At 51.4% G+C, this 20,433-nt stretch carries 20 protein-coding genes; 10 read left to right on the top strand and 10 right to left on the bottom strand.

Going from position 1 to position 20,433, the window contains the following annotated elements; translation table 11 throughout:
* Positions 1-224 precede the first annotated feature (224 nt).
* Together BFN10_RS24220 and umuC are read left to right on the top strand one after the other, a co-directional pair.
* On the top strand, positions 225-650 hold the full coding sequence (locus BFN10_RS24220; protein ID WP_071491816.1) for a LexA family protein: 426 nt from the start codon (positions 225-227) through the stop codon (positions 648-650).
* Positions 643-1,917, top strand: a complete 1,275-nt coding sequence (gene umuC, locus BFN10_RS24215; RefSeq protein WP_071491815.1) for a translesion error-prone DNA polymerase V subunit UmuC — start codon at positions 643-645, stop codon at positions 1,915-1,917. The genes BFN10_RS24220 and umuC overlap by 8 nt, the downstream gene beginning before the upstream one ends.
* A gap of 3 nt (positions 1,918-1,920) precedes the next feature.
* On the opposite strand, the gene BFN10_RS24210 is transcribed toward umuC, so the two are convergent.
* The 6 genes from BFN10_RS24210 to BFN10_RS29345 all read right to left on the bottom strand — a co-directional run bounded on the left by BFN10_RS24210 (position 1,921) and on the right by BFN10_RS29345 (position 5,212).
* Positions 1,921-2,130, bottom strand: a complete 210-nt coding sequence (locus BFN10_RS24210) for a hypothetical protein (protein ID WP_071491814.1) — start codon at positions 2,128-2,130, stop codon at positions 1,921-1,923.
* Between the two features lie 381 nt (positions 2,131-2,511).
* Complete coding sequence (locus BFN10_RS24205) at positions 2,512-3,561, bottom strand: tyrosine-type recombinase/integrase (protein ID WP_071491813.1); 1,050 nt, start codon at positions 3,559-3,561, stop codon at positions 2,512-2,514.
* 1 nt (position 3,562) lies between these two features.
* A complete protein-coding gene (locus BFN10_RS24200; protein WP_071492035.1) occupies positions 3,563-3,805 on the bottom strand; it encodes a DUF4224 domain-containing protein in 243 nt (80 codons plus the stop codon).
* 251 nt (positions 3,806-4,056) lie between these two features.
* The gene (locus tag BFN10_RS24195; RefSeq protein WP_071491812.1) at positions 4,057-4,599 is read right to left on the bottom strand and encodes a phosphohydrolase; all 543 of its coding nucleotides are present in this window, start codon (positions 4,597-4,599) and stop codon (positions 4,057-4,059) included.
* The gene (locus tag BFN10_RS24190) at positions 4,596-4,817 is read right to left on the bottom strand and encodes a hypothetical protein (protein ID WP_071491811.1); all 222 of its coding nucleotides are present in this window, start codon (positions 4,815-4,817) and stop codon (positions 4,596-4,598) included. The genes BFN10_RS24195 and BFN10_RS24190 overlap by 4 nt, the downstream gene beginning before the upstream one ends.
* Positions 4,814-5,212 carry a hypothetical protein gene (locus BFN10_RS29345; RefSeq protein ID WP_071491810.1) on the bottom strand — a complete coding sequence of 133 codons (399 nt, stop codon included), beginning with the start codon at positions 5,210-5,212 and terminating at the stop codon, positions 4,814-4,816. The genes BFN10_RS24190 and BFN10_RS29345 overlap by 4 nt, the downstream gene beginning before the upstream one ends.
* 76 nt (positions 5,213-5,288) lie before the next feature.
* Here BFN10_RS29345 and BFN10_RS24180 point away from each other — a divergent pair, with 76 nt between their 5' ends.
* Genes BFN10_RS24180 through BFN10_RS24160 form a run of 5 tightly spaced genes read left to right on the top strand, consistent with a single transcriptional unit; the run spans position 5,289 to position 10,672 of the window.
* Positions 5,289-7,472: a phage tail protein gene (locus BFN10_RS24180; RefSeq protein WP_162276388.1), complete on the top strand. Its 2,184-nt coding sequence runs from the start codon at positions 5,289-5,291 to the stop codon at positions 7,470-7,472.
* Between the two features lie 12 nt (positions 7,473-7,484).
* Positions 7,485-8,735, top strand: coding sequence for a hypothetical protein (locus tag BFN10_RS24175; protein WP_071491808.1), 1,251 nt, complete (start codon positions 7,485-7,487; stop codon positions 8,733-8,735).
* Positions 8,736-8,794: 59 nt separating this feature from the next.
* A complete protein-coding gene (locus tag BFN10_RS24170) occupies positions 8,795-9,553 on the top strand; it encodes an SGNH/GDSL hydrolase family protein (protein WP_231999533.1) in 759 nt (252 codons plus the stop codon).
* Positions 9,554-9,590: 37 nt separating this feature from the next.
* Positions 9,591-10,154, top strand: coding sequence for a glycoside hydrolase family 19 protein (locus BFN10_RS24165; protein WP_071491806.1), 564 nt, complete (start codon positions 9,591-9,593; stop codon positions 10,152-10,154).
* Positions 10,136-10,672 carry a lysis system spanin subunit gene (locus tag BFN10_RS24160; RefSeq protein ID WP_071491805.1) on the top strand — a complete coding sequence of 179 codons (537 nt, stop codon included), beginning with the start codon at positions 10,136-10,138 and terminating at the stop codon, positions 10,670-10,672. Before BFN10_RS24165 ends, BFN10_RS24160 begins: the two co-directional genes overlap by 19 nt.
* Before the next feature lie 311 nt (positions 10,673-10,983).
* Here BFN10_RS24160 and BFN10_RS24155 read toward each other — a convergent pair whose 3' ends face one another.
* The 3 genes from BFN10_RS24155 to BFN10_RS24145 all read right to left on the bottom strand — a co-directional run bounded on the left by BFN10_RS24155 (position 10,984) and on the right by BFN10_RS24145 (position 15,072).
* On the bottom strand, positions 10,984-11,718 hold the full coding sequence (locus BFN10_RS24155) for a hypothetical protein (protein WP_071491804.1): 735 nt from the start codon (positions 11,716-11,718) through the stop codon (positions 10,984-10,986).
* A gap of 73 nt (positions 11,719-11,791) precedes the next feature.
* Positions 11,792-12,745 (bottom strand): response regulator, encoded by a 954-nt coding sequence (locus BFN10_RS24150; RefSeq protein WP_071491803.1) that lies wholly within the window; start codon positions 12,743-12,745, stop codon positions 11,792-11,794.
* Positions 12,745-15,072: an ATP-binding protein gene (locus BFN10_RS24145; protein WP_071491802.1), complete on the bottom strand. Its 2,328-nt coding sequence runs from the start codon at positions 15,070-15,072 to the stop codon at positions 12,745-12,747. Before BFN10_RS24145 ends, BFN10_RS24150 begins: the two co-directional genes overlap by 1 nt.
* A 475-nt stretch (positions 15,073-15,547) precedes the next feature.
* Between BFN10_RS24145 and BFN10_RS29040 the strand changes: the two genes are divergently transcribed.
* The 3 genes from BFN10_RS29040 (at position 15,548) to BFN10_RS24135 (ending at position 17,920) form a co-directional block, all read left to right on the top strand.
* On the top strand, positions 15,548-16,801 hold the full coding sequence (locus BFN10_RS29040; RefSeq protein ID WP_083351466.1) for a DNA cytosine methyltransferase: 1,254 nt from the start codon (positions 15,548-15,550) through the stop codon (positions 16,799-16,801).
* A 466-nt stretch (positions 16,802-17,267) separates the two neighbouring features.
* Positions 17,268-17,450 (top strand): hypothetical protein, encoded by a 183-nt coding sequence (locus BFN10_RS24140; protein WP_071491801.1) that lies wholly within the window; start codon positions 17,268-17,270, stop codon positions 17,448-17,450.
* A gap of 164 nt (positions 17,451-17,614) precedes the next feature.
* Complete coding sequence (locus tag BFN10_RS24135) at positions 17,615-17,920, top strand: hypothetical protein (RefSeq protein ID WP_071491800.1); 306 nt, start codon at positions 17,615-17,617, stop codon at positions 17,918-17,920.
* Between the two features lie 562 nt (positions 17,921-18,482).
* Here BFN10_RS24135 and BFN10_RS24125 read toward each other — a convergent pair.
* Positions 18,483-19,085, bottom strand: a complete 603-nt coding sequence (locus BFN10_RS24125) for a DUF4145 domain-containing protein (RefSeq protein ID WP_244159054.1) — start codon at positions 19,083-19,085, stop codon at positions 18,483-18,485.
* Positions 19,086-20,433 lie beyond the last annotated feature (1,348 nt).

Genomic DNA, 20,433 nt, shown 5'->3' with positions numbered 1-20,433 from the left:
CGAGTACAGGTACGAGACCCGCCTGGCTATGACTGACGACCTCAAAAGTCGCGGAATTATCGACACTGGCGAGTGGCGAGCGCTGGTGGAGGAAGCTAGTACCGCCTACACCGAAGAGGTAGCTTGAAGCGCCCGCTTGTCAGATATCTCTTACACGAAATTGACCGCAAACCCTCCTACGATATTAACTGTACGTCCGTACAGTGTTTGTATAAGGCAGCACCATGAGCTTCGACATCCTGGGTCCAATTGCCAGCGGCGGCGCAAAACTGCCTCTCTGCTCGTTTCACGTACCTGCCGGTTTTCCGTCCCCTGCGGCCGATCACATCGAGCAGCATATCTCCTTGGATGAAGTACTCAACATCAGGGCTCCGCACGTCTACCTGGTGATGATCACCGGCGAAAGCATGCAGGGCGCCGGAATATTTGAGGGTGACCTGGCGGTGGTGGATCGATCCATTGAGCCAGCCCACGGCCATATCGTGGTGGCGTTGCTCAACAATGATCCTATGTGCAAGCGACTGTGCAAGCGTGGCAAGGAAGTGATCTTGCTATCCGAAAATCCCAAGTACCCCGCACGCTACGTGCTGGAAGGCGACGAGCTTTCTATCTGGGGCGTGATCACCAGCACAGTACGCAGTCATGTCTAATACGCCGGTATTTGCGCTGATCGACTGCAACAGCTTCTATGCCAGTTGCGAGCGAGTGTTCAGGCCCGATCTAGCCAAGACGCCTATCGTGGTGCTTAGCAACAACGACGGCTGTGTCATTGCCCGAAGTTACGACGCGAAGCCTTTCATCAAAATGGGCGAACCGTATTTCCAGATCAAACACAAGCTCAAGCAACACGGCATTGTCCCGTTTTCCTCAAATTACGCCCTGTACGGGGACATGAGTGAGCGGGTCATGACGCTGATCGAGAGCATGGTGCCCGCCGTCGAGATATACAGCATCGACGAAGCCTTCGCCGACTTCACTGGGATCGGTGAACTTGACGCGCTCGGCAGGCAGATCCGTGCCCAAGTACTTCGTTGCACCGGCATTCCCGTTGGTGTCGGCATTGCCAATACGAAGACCCTGGCCAAGCTGGCGAACCATACGGCGAAACGCTTGCAGGCTCAGACTGGAGGAGTGGTAAACATCACCGACCCGGTAAAGCGTGATTGGGTTTTGCGCAACACGGATGTATCTGAGGTGTGGGGCGTGGGTCGTAAAATGAAGCTTCACCTCGACGCCCTGGGCATTAAGTCCGCAATGGACCTTGCAAAAGCCGATCCTTGGACGCTTCGTAAGAAATTCAGCGTTGTCATCGAGAAGACGGCGCGCGAGCTGGCCGGTACCTCATGTCTGGAACTGGATGAGCCCGATCCGCCAAAGCAAGAAATTTGCTGCAGTCGGATGTTCGGCAAGCGGCTGACAGAGCTGGCACCCATCAAAGAGGCGGTGGCCACCTATATGATGCGAGCCTCTGAAAAGCTCCGCGCCCAGAACTCGCTCTGCAAGAAGGTCCGAGTGTGCATACGCACCGGCATGTTCAACCCGGACGAGGCGAAGTATGCGAACGGGGTGGTGGTGGACATGCCGTATCCAACCGATGACGTTCGGCTGCTCACCAAAGCTGCCGTTGATGCGCTGGACCATATTTTCCGGCCAGGATTCAAGTACAGCAAGGCCGAGGTGATGCTGATAAACCTCTGCCAGCCTGGCGAGTATACCGATGATCTGTTCGCAGTCTCGCAGCCGGCAGAAGCGACGCGAGTAATGTCAGTGCTGGACCAAATCAACGATCGATGGGGAAAGGGAACGCTCCGTTCGGCCAGCGTGCCAACGAACCCCGACTGGGGTATGCGCCGGGAAATGATGAGCCAGAGCTACACCACCAAGCTGGACCAGCTCTGGTCGGTGGCATGCAAGTAGCGATTACTCCGGCGCCATGAGAACTCCCAAGGTCAGCTTAATGAACTCTTCGTTCTCGTCGATGGTGTGCAGGGCGCCACGTATGTTTTCAGCCACCTCGGCAGATCCCCGTTGTTCAACCCAGTTCGATAGCTCCATGATCGAAGCTTCTAGGGCGAGCTGGTTTTCGTAGAGTTTTGAGAGCAGGGAAGGGAGTAGGTCTGAGTTGGGCATGGCTGTTCCTCCTTGGAGTGAACAGCGTAGCAGTCGATGCAATTGAGGTGTTTGATTTAGATCGGCAGGACGCCGGAGGAATGGTATTTCATTTCCGCAACTCCATATGCTCCCCTTGATCTGCGCGGGTTTCAGAGCTCTCAGAAATGTCATGATGTGGAAACGATGAGGGGTTAACGTATTGTTATGTATAGTAAAATCTCCAGTCTTGAAAACCGGCGGACGTTAATAGCGTCTCCAGGGTTCGAATCCCTGGTTTCCCGCCAAGATTCAAACGAAAGCCCCGCAATGCGGGGCTTTCGTGTTTCTGGGGTTTGGGTGGAACACGACGGTTTTTGAGAGGCGTTCCGAAACTTTCGGTTAGGCGTTCCGAAACTTTGCCTATTTGGTGGGTTTGGCGGTCGCACCGATCCGCCTGTAGACCCGCTTGGTAATATCTTGTTTAGTGTGCCCCAGCAGCAGACTTGCGTCGCCAATATCGACGATTTCCGATGCCGCCTTGGGCCGAATATCACGAAACTGAAACCCGCCGATCTTCGCCGCGAGCATAGGGTCGCCCTGATCCAAAGCATTTTTTTGCGCTTTCTCCCGTGCTTTGTCCCAGCGCAAGCGCAACATGCCCTTAGTCATCCGTTTCCCGTACTTGTTGATCAGTAAGTATTTGGAAGGGTGACGCACGTTCCTTTCTGTTATCTCTCTAACCAATTTCCCGAGGCTGTTTTCTCCAGCTTCTGTTCGCATCAGAATTCTGAGTTTCTGCCCGGTTTTGCCCTGGGTCACCAGGAAATAATCGCCTTCGGTATCGTCACTACGCATGATGATCACATCGGCGGGGCGCTGGCCGGTCAGATAGGCCAGATCCATTGCTTCCCTAAGCTCGGGCCCAGCCATTCCATAAACCGCATCCCAAACCACCGCATTGGCATAGTAGTCGCGCGGTACTTCCTTGTTCTTCCTTACCCCCTGGCACGGATTCTCTCGCTCAGTAAGCCCCCATTCGCGCGCCATGTTGAATATGTGAGATAGAAGGGCAATTTCTCGGTTTGCCCTAACCTTGGCTGTGCGCGCGTCGCGGTATCCGGCGATACTCGCCGGGGTGATTGAGTCGATGGGAGCGCTGTCGAATGTAGGGCGGAGCTGTTTAAGTTCGGCCAGGTTGTCTTTTTGAGTACGCTCTCCTTTTTTCGGAATGACGTCGCGGACGTACCGATCAAAGATACCCTTCATCATCGTCAGATCTGCTGGCTTCTCCTTGGCCTCGAGCTCTGCCCATTTCAATCGAGCTTTGCTCAGATCTCCGCCAAGCGGGATTTCTTTTCCCGTTGAGTCTTTGTAGTAGTAACCGACCCACACTTTGCCGTTCTTGCGAGGACGTTTACGTCGCACCATTCCAGGCGGCAGGTCCCTATTTTCCGCGTTCCGAGGCCGCATCTCAGTTCACTCTGGAGAAGTCAGGCGTCCAAACTGGTCGCATCGGCGGCGCGCTCTGCTCAACAAGCGCTGGATTGGTCATGCCGAGCTTCATGCGAGCGTACATACGCCCAACTAAAGGGCGGCCCCCACGGCTTTCTATGAAAACCCAATTACGGTCGCTAAGCCATTTTCGCTGATGGGCACGCTGCTTATAGCCCGTAAGGTCGGCTAGCTCTTCGTCCGAAAGAATTTCAGCCTCTATGGATTTGGCGGGTGAACGGGGCGTATACCCCATGACAGGCTGCGCGGGTGGGCGTTCCTGAGCGTTCAGCATTGCATCAGCGACCGCTGCCCCGCACAGCTTTTCGAGGGGTATAAGCGCCTCGTTTGGGGCGCTGGAAGGAGCAATAATGCCTGCTGCTACGCAACAGAGACTGTTTGTTTCTGGCGTGTCGACACCACTGCTGGTACGGAGCAAAGCGGCCTCGGCGCTGGTGTTTTCCTGTTTGTTCTTCATGCCGCTTTTCTCCGGTGTTCGATGGCAAGTTGGTCCATCAGGCGCTGGTGGTAGGTGAGTCGGGCTTCTGCGGCAGGCCAGGGCCGGATTGTTTCAGTCATGGGTTGTATGCCGACCAAGCAATCCCAAATAGCCGTATCGGTTGGCATGAGGTCGCGGCGTTCGGTGGCTAGTGCAATCAAGTCGGCATGGTGAACGCATGCAGGAAGTTCTGCAGCGATGTCGAAGCGCTGGCGTACGCGCTGCCATACCCAGTCTTCAAAGTCCTGATATGCATGCATCCACTGCTTCAGCGGCTTGGTCATGTCGCCCAGGTACGCTTCTGGCGCGTCGTGGAGCAAGGCCGCGAGCTTGTGTTCTTCCGGCACCAGCTCGGCGACGATGCAGCTGTGTTGCGCCACGCTGTAGAACTCGCGGGTATGCCCGTTGAAGCGGCAGAGATGCGCCAGTGAATGGGAAATATCCCGTGGATCAATCATGTCGGCGTCAGGTTCGAACAGGTCAAAACGCTTGCCGGTGTGGGTGAGGATCCAGTTCATGCTGCCTCCTTCACGAGGTCGGCCAGCAGCAGGGCGTCGTCTGTTGCTTTGTGCAGATCGCGCAGCCTGTTGTAGCCGATGAGCGCTCTCAACTGGCGGTCGAACTCTCGGTTACGGCGAGTTATGTCGTACAGTTCCTTGATCGCCTTTGTGTATTGCTGTTGCAGCGTTCCAGCGGCTTGAGGCGTCAGCCGCAGCATCGGGATGGCGCGGCTCATGTCACATCCTCCTGGCGGAAGGCATTCAACTCGTCGGCCATGCTCGAAGCGTGGTCGCGCAACATGAGTGCTTGAGTCGCGTGGCCTTTCGATTTGATGGCGTGGAAGAAGTCGGCGGCTAGTTTGAGTTTCCCCGCGATGGCCAGAAGGATCTGACGGTCCTGGGGTTCCCTGATCAAAATCAGTTCCAGGCGCTCACATCGCCGTGTGGCGTTTTCGAGAGCAGTTGCGGACGACGACTCGCCCTCCTCAATGCCCTGGATGTAGCCCTTAGCGTGGCCGTCGTCGTAGCCTTCGCTCCAGCCGTCCTTTAAGCCGCCTCGGTACCCGACCCAATACAGGATGGCGAGTGCAATTACGAAGCTGATCAAGGCGAGAGTTTCTAATGCCGTCATCGGGCGAGGGCCGCTGGGGGCGATACACCGAGTTTTTCGCGACAAGGAAGTGTTTTCCTCACTGGCGCAGATTGGCTTGAACTACGCCAATGGTACTCATGACCAGGCCGTGTGGGGCTTTCTTCAGACTCGCCACCCAGCTGAAGCGATCGCCTACGCCGACACGGCCTACGTGTTTTCCAGCAGGTACCTGCTCAACGATAACGCAGGCGTACAGAATCATACTTTTGAGGTGGACGGTCGTTATCAAGTGCCGGGCCTGCCGGATGCCAACCCGGGCGATTTCCTGCCTGGGCTTTTGCTCGATCCTTTGGACGGAATCGGTTTTACCCCGGCATGGGTCGCGGATATGTCGAACTACCGCAACTATTGCTTGGCGGAGAACTTACTCTTGAGTCCAGTGCTCGACGAGCAGGCGCCAGCGAATGAGGCCATCGCGCGCTGGTTGCAGCTGACCAACAGCGAGCTGGTATGGTCTGCCGGTCAACTCAAGGTGATCCCCTACGGCGACCAGGCTGTCACCGGCAACGGTGTGACGTGGTTTCCGAACATCACGCCAGTGGCGGATCTGACCGATGACGATTTTCTCTCAGAGGAGGGTGGGCCTCCGGTCTCGCTCAAGATCAAGAGCCAGGCCGACAGCTACAACGAGGTGTCGCTGGAGATCCTTGATCGCGATCACGAGTACAACACGGACGTGGTGCGTGCGCCTGACCAGGCTGCTATTGAGCAGTTTGGCTCCAAACCGATGGACACCATCAAAGCGTACGAGATCTGCAATATCGCCATCGGCGCCCATGCGGCGCAGTTGTTGGTGCAGCGCAAGCTGTACGTGCGCAACGAATATGAATTCTCCCTCGGCTGGCAGCATGTGCTCCTAGAGCCCATGGACCTGGTGACGATCACTGATCCTGGCTTGAACCTGCATCAGCGCCTGGTCCGGTTGATTTCGGTCGAGGAGGACGAAATGGGTAAGTTGGCGATCGTGGCCGAGGATGCGTTGCTGGGCGTCGGCAGTGCGCCCAATTATCCCGTACAGAACAAGAGCGGTTATCAAGGCAATCAAAACGTCGCGTCAGGCCCCGTCCTTCCGCCCATCATGTTCAACCCACCCGAAAGCTTGCTGCCCGCCGGCACATTGCAGATCTGGGGAGGTGTTGCCGGAGTGGGTGAAGCCTGGGGCGGTTGCGAGATCTGGATCAGCGCTGATGGTGACAGCTATCGGTTAGCGGAGACGATTTACGGCAGGGCGCGCATGGGGCAGTTGACCGCAGCGCTCGCGTCCGGAAGCGACCCCGATACGGTCAACACCTTGTCCATTCAGTTGGCAGCGGCGACCGAGTTGGCAGCCGCCACTACCGCTGAGGCAGATAGTGGCGCCACGCTGTGTTGGGTGGCTATTGAATTGCTGAGTTACCGTGACGCGGTGCTCACCGGAGTCGGAGGGTATGAGCTGAGCTATCTGAGACGCGGGCGTCTGAGCACGGCCATCTCCAGTCACTCGATCGGCTCACCGTTTGTGCGGTTGGATGATGCGGTCTGGAAATACAGCTACACGTCCGACCAGGTCGGCAAGACTGTCTGGGTCAAGTTCCGCTCATTTAACGTGTACGGCCGAGCGCTTGAGGATCTGGCGGATGTCACGGCCTACAGCGTCACGTTATCACCCGCCCGGGTAGCGCCTGATACTGCGCAAAACCTCGCCCTGGTCGGTGCCTTCGAGGCGCCGTACTTCACCGTGAGCTGGGTGGCCGGAGCTCGTGCAGAGGATCGCTTGGTACGTGTTCGTCACGCGGGCAGCAATGCTCTCCTGCGAGAGGTGGCGACCACCAGTACGGCATTCACCTACCAACGTGAAGATGCGTTGGTGGATGGTGCGCTCATTCGCAGCTATCGGGTAGAAATCATCGAGCGAAACGCTGCAGGCCAGGCACCACTGGTGTCGCTGTTGGTCACCAATACGGCGCCTGTGCCCGTTACGGGAACCACCGTCACGGTCACTGGAACCACCACAGCGGATGTCAGTTGCGCAGCCAGTGTTGAGCCAGACGCGGCCGGCTATGTGTTTGTGTATTCGACAGAGGAGGACTTTGATCCGGCAACTGCAGGAGCGATCGGCTATCAAGGCGTATCACGCACCGTGCAGATCACGGGACTGACGCCAGACACCACGTATTACCTATGCGCTGCAGCGTACGACACCTGGAGCAGTGTGCGCAGTCAACTCAACTTCGCTCCGGCGATCACCTTCATCACCTGACAGAGACTCATCATGCAACCTATTCAATTCTTTGCCGCAAGGGCTGAGGACGGCGTATTGCTGCCTGGAGCCACCGTTCACGTCTACAGCAGTGGTACCTCAATCCTTACGGCGTTGTTTAGCGACGCAGAGGCGACTGTCCCACTTGCCAATCCGACTCATGCGGATGCGAGCGCACGGGTGTTTTTTTATGCAAAAGAACGAAGGATTGACGTATCGATTGGTTACGGAGGGTATGTTGCGCCTTTGCTGAAGGACATCGTAACGACTGATCCCGAGGACATTTTAAATGTGGTGGTTGAGGCTGCAGATCGGGCTGAAATTGCGAGTAGTCAAGCTCAGCTATCTGCAGGAATCTTTGCGACTACGGCGCTCGGTTTAGCAGGTACGGTGTCGGGGAAATACTTCAGTGTGCCAACCGCCGATAACAATGAATATTTGATTCTGTACCAGAACAGTTCCGGGGTTGCGATTGAGGTCAAGCGCTACCCAAGCGCAGCGGCCGTGAGTGGTGTGACATCCCGGGTGGCAAGTATCGAGCCTCCGGTTAAGTCACTCAGTATCCAAGTCGGCAAAAACCTTTACAACAACGCGACGCAGGTTGCAGGTGGATCCTTTAATACGACAACTGGGGGAGATACGGCGCCGGGTGGGTCTTGGTATCGTAGCGAGTACATTCCGGTGGCAGCTGGCGCAACGTATAAGTTCTCTCTTGCTGCTGTCCCTGCAGCAGCGAATATGGCTTATGCTTTTTATACCGCCGCTAAAGCGTTTATTTCTGGCGCTGGAGGTGCCAACAGCGTGAGTGCTCCGGCTGGAGCTGCATATCTGCGGGTAAGCTTTAACTGGGCAGGTCCCATCACGGCAATCGTTGCTGCAGATGCGCTTCCTGGTCAGTACGTTCCATACCGGCTGGAGATGAACGGTAATAGCAGCGAGGCGGGGCTGTACATCGGTAAAGACCTGTTATCGAAAACGCTTGTTGAGACGGGGTCTGCCATAGTCGCCGGGTTGTCACCTCAATTGGATTATGTGACTGAGCGACATGCCTCTTTTATCGACACACCCTCTAATTTGTTTGATTACAGAGCACGGATAATCGGGAAAAATATTAGTTCGACAAATGGCTTAGAGGTTAACGTTGAAGGCTGGTGGGCGACCGGTTTATTCCCGTTGCTAATGACGGTGCGACTTACCGATCAACAACAAAGTCATCAACCATCAACGTCATGCCCCAGCCGCAGTTCAGTACACAAGGTGTGACAGGCGCATGGTATGACGCCGACAAGCGTTTCTTGGCCGGAATAGTGAACTTGAACAGCATGACCGCGCCTGCAGATGCCGCTTACATACGTATCTCCTCCAACAGTGCTTCACCGGAGAAGATCATGTTTACCAAGGGCGCCGACTTGCCTATCAGGTATGAGCCCTATCATTCTTCGTTATCGCTAACACGTGTGACCAATATGCTCCCACCATTTTGGGGGAAGAAATGGTGCGCATTAGGGGACTCGTTCACTCAACTGAATTTGTACGCGGCGAAGTTGTGTGAGGTTACCGGGCTGCAGCAAACTAAAAATCTGGGAGTCAGCGGTCAGCTGTTGCGTACGATGGCGGATAACTTGGCGACCGGTGATTTGGACGGAATTGATGTGGTGACCATCTGGGGAGGTACGAATGACTACGGCCACGGCAACTGTCCCCTGGGCACTCTGGCCGATCCGAAGGAAACGATCTCCATTCACGGCAACGTTCGGTATTTGATCGATAACATCCTGACCATCAAGCCTACTGTTCAGCTGTTTTTTTTCACGCCGACGAACCGGGGTCAATTTGGCTCTGAGCCGGCGCCGCCGGCATTGAACAGTTATGGCTTGAGCATCCAAAGTATTGGCAAGGCCATGATAGATGTATGCCGGGAGATGGGCGTGCCGTGCTTCGATGTCGGTGGTCAATGCGGTATCAATAGTTACAACCTCTCGCTTTACACCACGGACAACCTCCACCCAAACCAGCTTGGAGCAGACAACCTCGGTACCTTAATGGCGAGGTTCATAAACAGCCACGGTTCGCCGGTCTAAATGGCTTAAACGAACGTTCTAACGCATGGAGAAAAGCATGCCTATCACTGAGCAGCAGTTGCTGCAGATCTTCCCAAACGCCGGCCGCCAAGCCGGCGTTTTCGTTCCTGTACTGAACATGTCCATGACCAGATGGAAAATTAACACGCCGAAGCGTCAGGCGGCATTCCTAGCCCAGATCGGCCAAGAGTCTGGCCAGCTACAGTACGTGCGTGAGCTGGGGAGTGATCAATACCTCAGTAAGTACGATACCGGCTCGCTGGCCGCCAAGCTGGGGAACACCCCGGCAGCCGATGGTGACGGCCAACGCTATCGCGGCCGTGGGCTGATCCAGGTCACCGGTCATGACAACTATTTACGTTGCAGCTTGGCGTTGTTTGCTGACGACCGATTGCTGTATACCCCAGAGTTGCTTGAGCAGCCGCAATGGGCGGCAGAGTGTGCAGCGTGGTACTGGTCAGTAAATGGGCTGAACTCCCTTGCTGATAAAGAGCAATTCACTACCATCACTCGCCGAATCAATGGTGGCCTCAATGGCCTGGAAGATCGGCTGCGGCTTTGGGCTAGAGCTAGGGCGGCGTTATGCGTTTCTTCGACTTGATTCCTGCACAGTTCCGAATCGCTATCGTCGTCTTATTGCTGGTGGCTCTGGCCGCTGGATCTGCTGCGCTAGCTTGGCAGGTACAAGCCTGGCGTTACGATGGGAAGCTTGCACGCCAGGCATCGCTCCAGGCCGACGATCTGAACAATTTGACCCAGGCCGCACTACGTCAGCAGCAGGCTGAGCAGGACAAGCGTCTGGCCACTGAACAACAACTCGCCGTCTCCGATCAACAGCACATTCGAGAGTTATCCGATGCCCACCGTAACCAGGCTGCTCTGCGTGATCGCCTTGCCACTGCTGATGTGCGGCTGTCAGTCCTTCTCGACGCCACGGACTCAACCAGTGGTTGCAACGTGCCTGCCGCCTCCGGCACCGTCGATGTGGTTCATGGAGCCCTTCGAGCCCAACTTGACCCAGCGCATGCTCAACGAATTATCGGGATCACCGATACCGGCGACCAAGGATTGATCGCTCTGCGAGCATGTCAGGCATACCTCAGGGCTATCAGGCGATGATAATGCATTGAGTCTTAGAGTTAGCGGTGAATAGAGGCGTTAAGCCGGATGCTGGATCTTTAGATTGGATAGTTCTTGAATCTGAACGTCGCGGTCCGAACCTTCGCTGAAGGATAGAAGGAATTTGCGGGGCAGCATCACGCCGAGAGTGTCCACTCTCGGCGTGAATTGATGCCCACGTTACTCATTGCCGTAGTAGGCGGGGACACCAGGCCACTGATACATGTTTAAAGATAGCTAGGTTGTTAAATTAAATATCCTATCCGCAGAAAATTAATGAGCTTTTACGCATGACTATGGTGTCAATTGTCTTATTTCTTTTTCTTTGGAGGGACTAATGGGGGCGAATTGTAAAAGTCAAGAAGGTTATATTTTTTTCCGGTTAGAAGCATCGGCCAATCGGACGCAATAATCCAAGGATCTTCAAAATCATAAGGGGAGGGTTGTCGATTTAAGGGGGTTCTTTTGTCGTATATTTTTATAGCTGTTGTGCTTCTGAAGGGTAAGAATAAAACTTTGGCGTAAGGGAACTTTAATTGACTCAAATAGTAGTTTGTCCATTCGACAAGCCCTTCTTTTAGGAAGGCGCTATCTGACTCAAGAATATTGCTAAAACAAAGCAATATGACTTCGCCAAACTTCTCCTTTTCAGAGTAGGTTTCATAGTTTTTAGCTTTTGATTTGATACCGTCGAATATATAAGTCTCGGGTATCTTTACCTTGAGTTGTTTGTTTAGATTTTCTGGGTCGATACCATGATTTAATGTGTTTTCAAATTGAGCGTCAACACGATCACGTCCAAATTTTACGTCTCCGAAATATGCGAGATATTCGCGCGAGTCCACAATTGTGATTTCAATCCCTACTTTGATCGGCTCACGACCGCTACTCAAGCGTTTGTGCGGCTTCATTATTAAGATAGCAGCATCGGGCTTGTCAGTTTGCTCCTCATCGACGCTGTATTCGCCATATAGTTTGCGTAGAAGAGAGTCGGCTCCTAAAAGAACTTCGCGCTCAAGCTGGATTTTATCAGGTTCTTTATTCATGTTACTTCCTTGTTTTGTGTTGATATTTGAAAGCTGATGTATCTATAATATATATGTATGTGTGAGCGTTGACTTACTCCGCCGGCTGCTCTAGCGGCAATAAGATCTCGCTCATATCACGCAGGGCGCCGATGTATTTGGCGAATACCTGACGAATATCAGGAAAGTCGCCTACGTTTATCTCTTTATTGCCTTGTAATACCCATCCCTCGCTGCTGCGAATCTCTATAACATGGCCTAGAATATTTCTTTTTTGTAGTACGTCTATATCGTACTTTGCGCTTTCCGCCCTTAAAGCCTTTAGTTTTTCCGTTTGATCTTTATTTAAGTTGAATGCAGCCGGATTGCTTGTGGCAGCTTTTGTTAAGCGCCGGAAATGACTGAATAGCTTTGCGCTGTCAACAGCGCGAGTACTTAATCGCTCTTCTAAACCGTGGTGCATGGAAGCCTCGTACTTTTCCTTCATTCCTGTCATGAAGTCAATAACGTCTTTGTCAAGCTCTCCAAGTCTTGTTTTGCTCTGCGGGTCAGTTTTGGAAATATGAAGTACTGCGCCCTTCATGATTTGGTCACACTCTGCTACTACTCTCATAGCTAACCCCCTCATTCCTGAAAGCCTATCAAGAGATCGTGCAGTCTGTTCTATCAGTGACCCTGTACGTTCAATGAATCTGCTGCGAGCGCTACAATAAACTCCCTCAACCTCTCTGTCCGCCATCATGCGGCGCAGTACGTTTTCATCTACGCTACCGGAATAAAAAAGGATAGTGGTAGATGGGAAGAGTTCTCTAATCCTAGGTGCGATGGCATCCCCGTTCTCTGCATCTTGAAGGCGATAATCTAGGAGTATGATGTCGTAGCAATGATAGAGGCTGTGAGTGCGAGCTAACTCCTCGATGCCTTTACTGTTTGGAATGGTTTCAATTCGAGCGATGAAACCAGCTTCACCGACTCGGCGTGTCAGATTAGCTTCCTCCTCCTGGCTGAATGAATCTTCGATCCATAATATGCCAAAATCTAGATTCATTATTTCTCTCCTGGTATGAAAATTTCAAAATCCGCCCGCGAGCCATCTCCGGCAAGTACTATAGAACCATGCATTTCATTTATGATTGTAGACACGCTATACAGACCTAACCCGGTACCACTCATGGAACCGGTATAGCCACGCTCGAATATTTTAGAAGAGTCGACTTTCCTTTCGTCTATACCTAGCCCGTCATCAACCACTTTGATAATTACCGCATTTTTTCCTTTTTGAAACGCCTTAAAATCTACTTTGCTAGCTTTCGCTTTACGTGCGTTATCAAGGAGGTTGTCAACTAGAACAGCTATATCTACGGGGGAAAAATCTCTGACCAGCGTAAGATTGCCATCATCAAACGAAGCTTTTGGAATGCCAGGCACACCCAGTAAACGAACTTCGAAGTATTCATTCAGAAACTGTAATAGGTCGCCGTGTACCTTGTCCGTTTGCAATTCGATTCTAATATTTGGTGCAAAAGACAGCACGGTTCCTAATCTATCTCCTGATAGCGTTGCTCCAGCAATAGATGTTGATAGTTTTACTGCCGATTGCCTAATAGATGCGAACATGTCTTCGACGTCGTCAAGATCTAAAGCATCCGAATTAGAGGTGTCGGCGTGGCGAAGGATACTTCGGACATCATGAGCGGCATTTGTGATAGCAGATCGTATATGACCCAAGTGAATGGTTGCCTGATGCATTAACAGTTGGACGCGCTCTACGTCCACATCTTGACTGCTACCTAAGAATGCTGCCTGACGTTCTAGCAGTGCAATATGAGCATCCGCACGATTCCGGTCTGCCACAGCTTGCTGAGCAACCTGTCGAGCCTCTTCTCGTGAAACTCTGAGTTCTTCGATGCGACGTTTAGCATCTTCGATTTGCTCTGCCAGAGTTGTATTGCCACTACTCTCTGCAACGATTGACATCGCTTTGAGCGCTTCATCCGTAACTTGGTCAGGGTCATCGGAAACCCTGACCAAATCCTGATCGTAATATAGAATTTCTATATCTTTTGAACGGGCAAGTCCGCCAACAATAGCCAGTACTCTTTCACGAGCTTTATCTGTTTCCAATCCGTCAGATGTGTCACGATCAGTATCTTGCTTGTCTTTCCAGTTTACACCTACTACGTAACGCTCCAGACGGAAAATCATATGTCGTCTTATCGCTTCATATAGCGATCTACTACGAGCGTCTTCTACTAAACCTGCATCCCTACTGGATACTTCTCGAAATCGTTTAGGTAATGCTGATACATCTACACGACCAATTATGTCCCGTGTACCTAAATAGCGAGATTGACCTTGTTGTTTGCGTCGGTTTAGTCCCAGTGTATCGTCATTCTCTTCGCCAATCGGAAATATTCGGAATTTGTTTAAAAATAAAAAAACACTTCCGAATTCTACTGAGCGGACACCCATACGAGTAGTAAAAGTTTTCTTAGCGGACCGATTTAGAAAATATATCTGTCCTTCAACTGTATCGTCATCGAGTTCGGGGTATGGAGAAGTCTCGCGTATAGAGTAAATTTTCCTTCCGCGATCGTATAAAGTCGAGGTTATATCGTTGTTTTCTATTTTGACTTCGATTCGGCTTGTTTTTTCTTGAAGTAATTCAGCTATTTCATTTCCAACAGCGCCATCTACACCATCAATTCTTTCAGTTGATCCGTCGAGCAGCCAAGTATAGACAGTTACATCTGTACTTGTTCCAAATGGATCTATAAGTTTTGCTAAATCGCGGCGTAAGCGCTTTATACGGTCCTCATCCCACTCGTGTCTTGTATTCTTAATAACCAGCATCGTTCCTTGAGTGCTGGGAGCTTTTGGGTTGTATACGGAAGGGAATTTTTTGGTTGTTTCAAGATCTACGTTTACACTTTGAAATTCTTCGCTACTATCTTTTTCGAATTTTGTCCAGTCGATATATAGTTTTGATATTTTCGAAGAGTTGGCAGTTATGCTATAAAGCTCTAGCTGTTCCCCTAAGGTATCGCAAGCAAATCGGCCAATCCCCTTGCTTCCTGCAAATTGACCAGCTGGTTTTATTTTGTCGCGGTAGTTTTCGGCGTTGACAATAGCTTTCTCTGAGTACGCAACAAATAACCATTTGTCGCGTATATCATCCAGTGTCATGCCTTGACCATCATCTACAATAGTAAAGCTGGAGTCTTCTGGGTTGAACTCTATATCTACTCGAGTTGCGCCGGCGTCAAAAGAGTTTTTAACAAGTTCAAATATTGCAACAAACTCATTTGTGACCAGATCTCGTCCAATAATATCTTTCAGGTGAGAACTGATTCGGAATTTTTCTATAGCTGTCATCTTGGTATCCCAAAGATATAAGGTTTAGATAACAGGCCTATAATCGGGCTTAACGCTTCGCTTCGAAAAGCTAGGCCAGCTGTGCACACTGTGAGCATCGTTAACACCTTCCCTGTTTCATGCCGTACCTCCTTTACACCCAGAGCTATCCGCCATCATGGTGATGGCTCGCCCAGAAACTGTCTATAGGTGAGGGTTGGATTTTTACTCTGTTTGGTCAAAACGGTAGGGGCCGTGTGGCTTGCGTGTAGACAGCTACGGCTTTGGGGATCAGCCAAAAATCTGAAGCTTTAACCGTCTTAAAGCTTTGAAATTACGTAACGAGCACCCAAAAAACGTTCTGAAAGGGTAGGCCCTAGGTGCCCATTTTGCTACTCTGAGGAACTTTTGGATCATCCCGTTGCGGGCACGCCTTGCTCTGTTGTCAGGACACAGGCTGCAGTACGGTTTATGAGCGTTGGGGAATCAGGAAAATATGAGATTTATCGACGTTTTTGCGGGCTGCGGTGGCCTATCGCTTGGCTTACTGAAGGCAGGATTTCAGGGCGTCGCTGCTATTGAGAAAAATCCAATGGCTTTTGAGACCTTGCGTCATAACCTAATTGACGGTCTGAGGTATAAGTTTGATTGGCCTGATTGGTTGCCCAAAAAAGCGATGAGTTGCGAGCAACTGCTTACTGATTTCAGCCCATATTTGATTTCTCTAGCTGGCACCATAGATGTGATGGTCGGAGGACCTCCATGCCAAGGCTTTTCGTTAGCTGGTAAAAGAAACTCGGCTGATCCTCGTAATAAAATGGCTGAACAATACTTAGAGTTAGTTAAGCTGGTAAAGCCAAGGTTTTTAATAATAGAAAATGTCACTGGATTTAATAGTAAATTTAACGAAGTTGTACAGGGTGACGCTGATAAGTACTATAATCAGTCGTATGCGGAATATATTAGTAATGAGCTATCCGGTATTGGTTATTCTGTTTCGCGTGGTAAGTTAAATTGTGCAATGTTTGGCGTTCCTCAAAATAGATACAGGTATTTTATTATATGCTCGCTGCTGGATGATGGTGTTAATCTTTTTGAACGGCTTGTAGGTTACGGTGAAGAATTTAAATCTATTAAAAAACTCGCGCGAGGAAAGCACGTTTCTGTGTGTGACGCAATCGCAGATTTAGAAACCGCAGGAAAGAGTTTGCGCGAAAGTAATGATTCACCTGTTAAAGGATTCAGAGAAATCGTCTACCAGTTGCCTGATATAGTTTCGCCTTACTTAAAACTTATGCACGATGGTCATGTCGGCTCACCAAATAGTTTGAGGTTGCCAAATCACAAAACTAGCACAGTAATTCAGTTTATTAAGATTCGTCAGGCCTCGGAGCCCGGTAAGTCTTTGTCCAAGGAAACTAGAGATCGGTTAGGTTTGAAAAAGCATGCGATAACGGTTCTTTCAAAGAACCAACCATCTCCTACAATTACTACTTTGCCAGATGATGTGATTCACTATAGTGAGCCTCGGATTCTTACCGCGAGAGAAACCGCTCGGATTCAATCTTTTCCGGACTGGTTTGAATTTCTTGGGAAATATACAACAGGTGGTTCCTCTAGAAAATTAGAGTGTCCGAGATATACTCAGATTGGTAATGCGGTACCCCCGCTCGTTTCAGAAGCGATTGGCATGATGCTGAAGGCGCACGCGTCTTCTAAAGAGATAGGGGTTGAAGCATTAAAGATATAGCGTGGTTCATTCGCAAATGAAACTTTTATACGTGTGTTTTTCTCGAACGGAGCAACGCTTAGATGAACGATATCCTTCCGGCTTAATTGGGTTAGGTAGAGAATTGCTGGCACTCTTTAGGGCATTTTGGAGTCAGACTGGCGTCGTTGAGGTCTAAAGCAAATACGCGAATTAGGCGTTTGGCGTCTGGCAGTTCTCTGAGTGAACGAGGCGGGTTTGAAACTAGTCGGGTCGTTGAGCTAGGTCTCAGCCACCCACGCCGCATGTACATCCGGTGCCAATTGAGCGACCATGTTGGTCACATATTCCGCCGTTCAAACCTATTGCCAATGGGCCAGTGGCTAAGCCGATGTATTATCCACTACCGGAGCTGTCCTTGCCTTCCGGTATCGTGCGCTATCAAAAGCCCTCACGACCCTAGGCAGCTATACTTGCAATAGGCAGTCATTCACAAGGAGCGTCACCCATGAGCTTTGAAGGCATAGTGCAGATTGAAAACAAAGACACCACAGCCGAGGTCAACCAGCAATTGACGCAAGGTTGGGAGTTGTTGGCCATCACACCGTCTAATGATGGCCTGGTGTACACCATTGGTCGGCGAGCAACGAAGAAAACAAGCTCAGAAATCTTGCGCGATTCAGGATTGTAAACATTAACCATAACGCCGTTTGCGTAAAAGAGGCCCCCCGCTTTTAACTAGGTGTGGGGGCTTTTTTGGTTCTGGTGGCAACAACACCCGCCTGGACTGGCGAATCGGTACCGCCTAAAGTGGTTTAACGCACTGACACTCTCAATCGAAAGGGAATTGATTCTATGACAGATCACGGCTTGGCAGGGTCGCAACACTTTATCTTCAACCCTGGCGGCGAGGGCGGCCACTATGAGATGGCCGGTGTGTCCCTTCGCCCTGGAGCGTATGAGCTGATCGAGCAGCAACTGCTGCAGATAAAGCGGGCCGATGATGAAAGCGTAGCCGTGCGCTATCTGTACCAGTTGGAAGGTGTACTGCTGACGTTGCTTAGGTACGAAGATATCAGCGAATTATCAGCCGATCGGTTGCGCAAGTTTATTTATGGAACGTTGCCCGCTGGGCTGATGAAAATACACAGCATCCCATGACGGCGCTTTACAGTAATAACACCAGATGTCAGCGCGATGAAGGCCTGAATGCCTGGTCTCTGAACTGGGTATTGGATGCCAATATGATACTTTGCGCCGCATGCAGCGCAGTTCAGTTTGCGCGGGATGCCGATAGAGCTTTCTTGCACGTCGATGGTTGCGCTACCAGCGATTTGGACAATTTCCCTTGGATCGAATTGCGTGACCTCCTGATCGGCCTGTCCCGGATGCCGAAGTAAGTACCGCGCTCTGGTGCTTCGATGTCGGTCATCATGAGTGGATGTAGCTGGGCTACTGAAGGCTCGCAGGATTTTGGGAAAAATTAGGGCAGTGTGTGGGCCGCTGTTGGCCGCTACGCTCCAGTGGTATTGGCGAGACACCGTATTTATGTCTCGAAGCGGCCTAGTGTGGCGCAAGAGGGGGTTCGAATCCCTATCTTTCAGTTGGTTTCCCTACTGCCGCACTTGAACCAAAGCAGTCCTGGTGGTGGGTGGCAACCGGGCGGGATGCCCGGAAGCATGCGACTTTTCAACTATTGCGTCGATTAACTTACTTAGCAGAGTTAGGTGTCGCCGGCCCGCCGCTTTTTGAATTGTTCAAAACGATCCCGGTACGAGAATAGGTAGTCGAGAATTGCGTTTGTGAATTCAATCGTGTCTCTCGCGTCTGGCTGGGCGATTGAAATACCCACTCCATGGGCAGCTTCATTGCCAACAATCCGCAGTGCATCAGACCACTCAAATAGACGCTCGTCAATGAGCCCAACCTCCTTCATTTTCTTTAAGGAAAGGCTGAGGTTTCGTTCCGCAACGCCATGCTCTGCGCATACTCCTTCAATGGTCTTGCGGCACATAATTGCGGATGCTGTATAGGCCTGAGACCGATAACATGCGCAAGCTTCCTCGAAGGCAGCGCGGATCTCCCTCGGGGCATTTGGGTTGACTCGGACATCGGTTTGAGGGAAGACAACGAATGGGGTATCCCATTTATCGCCTTCTGCCATGTTTCCGATATTTGTCTGTCGCACCAGTATGGGAGACCTGCAAGCCGTGCATGACAGCAGCGTGTAGCGGCAGGAGGGCTCTTTGCCCTCAAATCCACGCCAGTATCCGCCGGCCTCTTCTGCCTCAACATATTGTCGACACTCTGCGCATTGGATGATCATTATTTTGACTACCTCCCTTCGAATCTGAGTAGGCGACCCAATGCGCCGGCCAAGATTAGTTATTTTGCCTGATCGAACAATATCGGCGGTGATCTGCTGGCCCTCCGACAGGGCTACCTCAGGGCAAATTTCTGGAAGACTTTTTCGGCATACGGAGTCAGCTCGGATTTTGTAGACAGTCGACTGGCCGTTATTGGGTCGAAAGCGGTCACGATGTATTTCGTAAATCTCTGGCATTTATGTGGTTTGCGTTCATTCGGCATGACGCCAGGAGGTCAAAAACAGTTCCCAAACTCAAAACACACCCCCAGCAGAATGCGGCCTGTAGCTTGATCGCTTACCACGAGTAAAGGAACGCCTAAGGCTTTCAGAACGTCGGCCCGCCTGAGTTTGCATAGCGGTCTTGAAAACCGGCGGACGTTAATAGCGTCTCCAGGGTTCGAATCCCTGGTTTCCCGCCAAGATTCATACGAAAGCCCCGCGAATGCGGGGCTTTTGTGTTTCTGGGGTTTGGGGCGGCTACCCCGCTTCAAGCCTGATCGTTTCCGCATCATTTCAAGCGGTTTGCGATTGGGGCAGGTGCAGTAGTCACGACCTCCTTCTTGTGCTCGTATCGCTGACGCTAGCGCGCTCGCGAACGTTTTTTCGACGAGTGACGTGTCTAGATCAATGGTTCCGTGAGTATTGGGGTTGTCACCTCGAGCTTCGGCGTCTACCCTGAAAATGTATGGATTGTTACGAATAATTTCGGAGGCGCCAGTTTTTGAGGCGCGATACTTCAGGACGAGGAACGAAACATGTTTTCACACGAGGGTCCCGCAATAGAGCTGTTATTGTTCGTTTTTGGTCTGGCTGGCGTACTGCTCGTCGCTTGGTTTATTCATCATCAATACGAACGTAAAAATGGGAAGGGCGTTAAAAAACAACAAAATCGTAGCGAGGGTCGCTCAACCTAAGGTCCTTTTGGCTATATCCATTCGAGCCAGTCGTTTCCGGCTGGCTTTCAATGACTACTCCTCTACAGAACAGATCCAGCGATGATTGTGCCGATATGGCGCACGGATGAAATGGACGTCTGAAACCATCTTCATCCCGCGTCCCTGAAGCGCTTGGGTCAGTTGTACGAGTGTCTCTGCTTGGATAGTCATTGCTGTCACCTCATCAGATTTACTGCGTTCATAATTCCTGACCGGACGGACAACTGACTAATTCAAATTTTCTACAGCGCTGATTGATGTATGAATCGCATTGGGGGTGAACTGCGCGACGTTTGCCCGGCTTTGCTCTCGCGCTGGGTGGTGGTATCCAGTTCACACTCCGATGCAGCCTTTTTGAAGGCGACCCATCC

The organism is Pseudomonas extremorientalis, assembly GCF_001870465.1.
In the GTDB taxonomy this organism is placed as follows: domain Bacteria; phylum Pseudomonadota; class Gammaproteobacteria; order Pseudomonadales; family Pseudomonadaceae; genus Aquipseudomonas; species Aquipseudomonas extremorientalis.
Note: the sequence above shows the minus strand (reverse complement) of the source record. Positions and strands in the feature narration are given on the sequence as shown.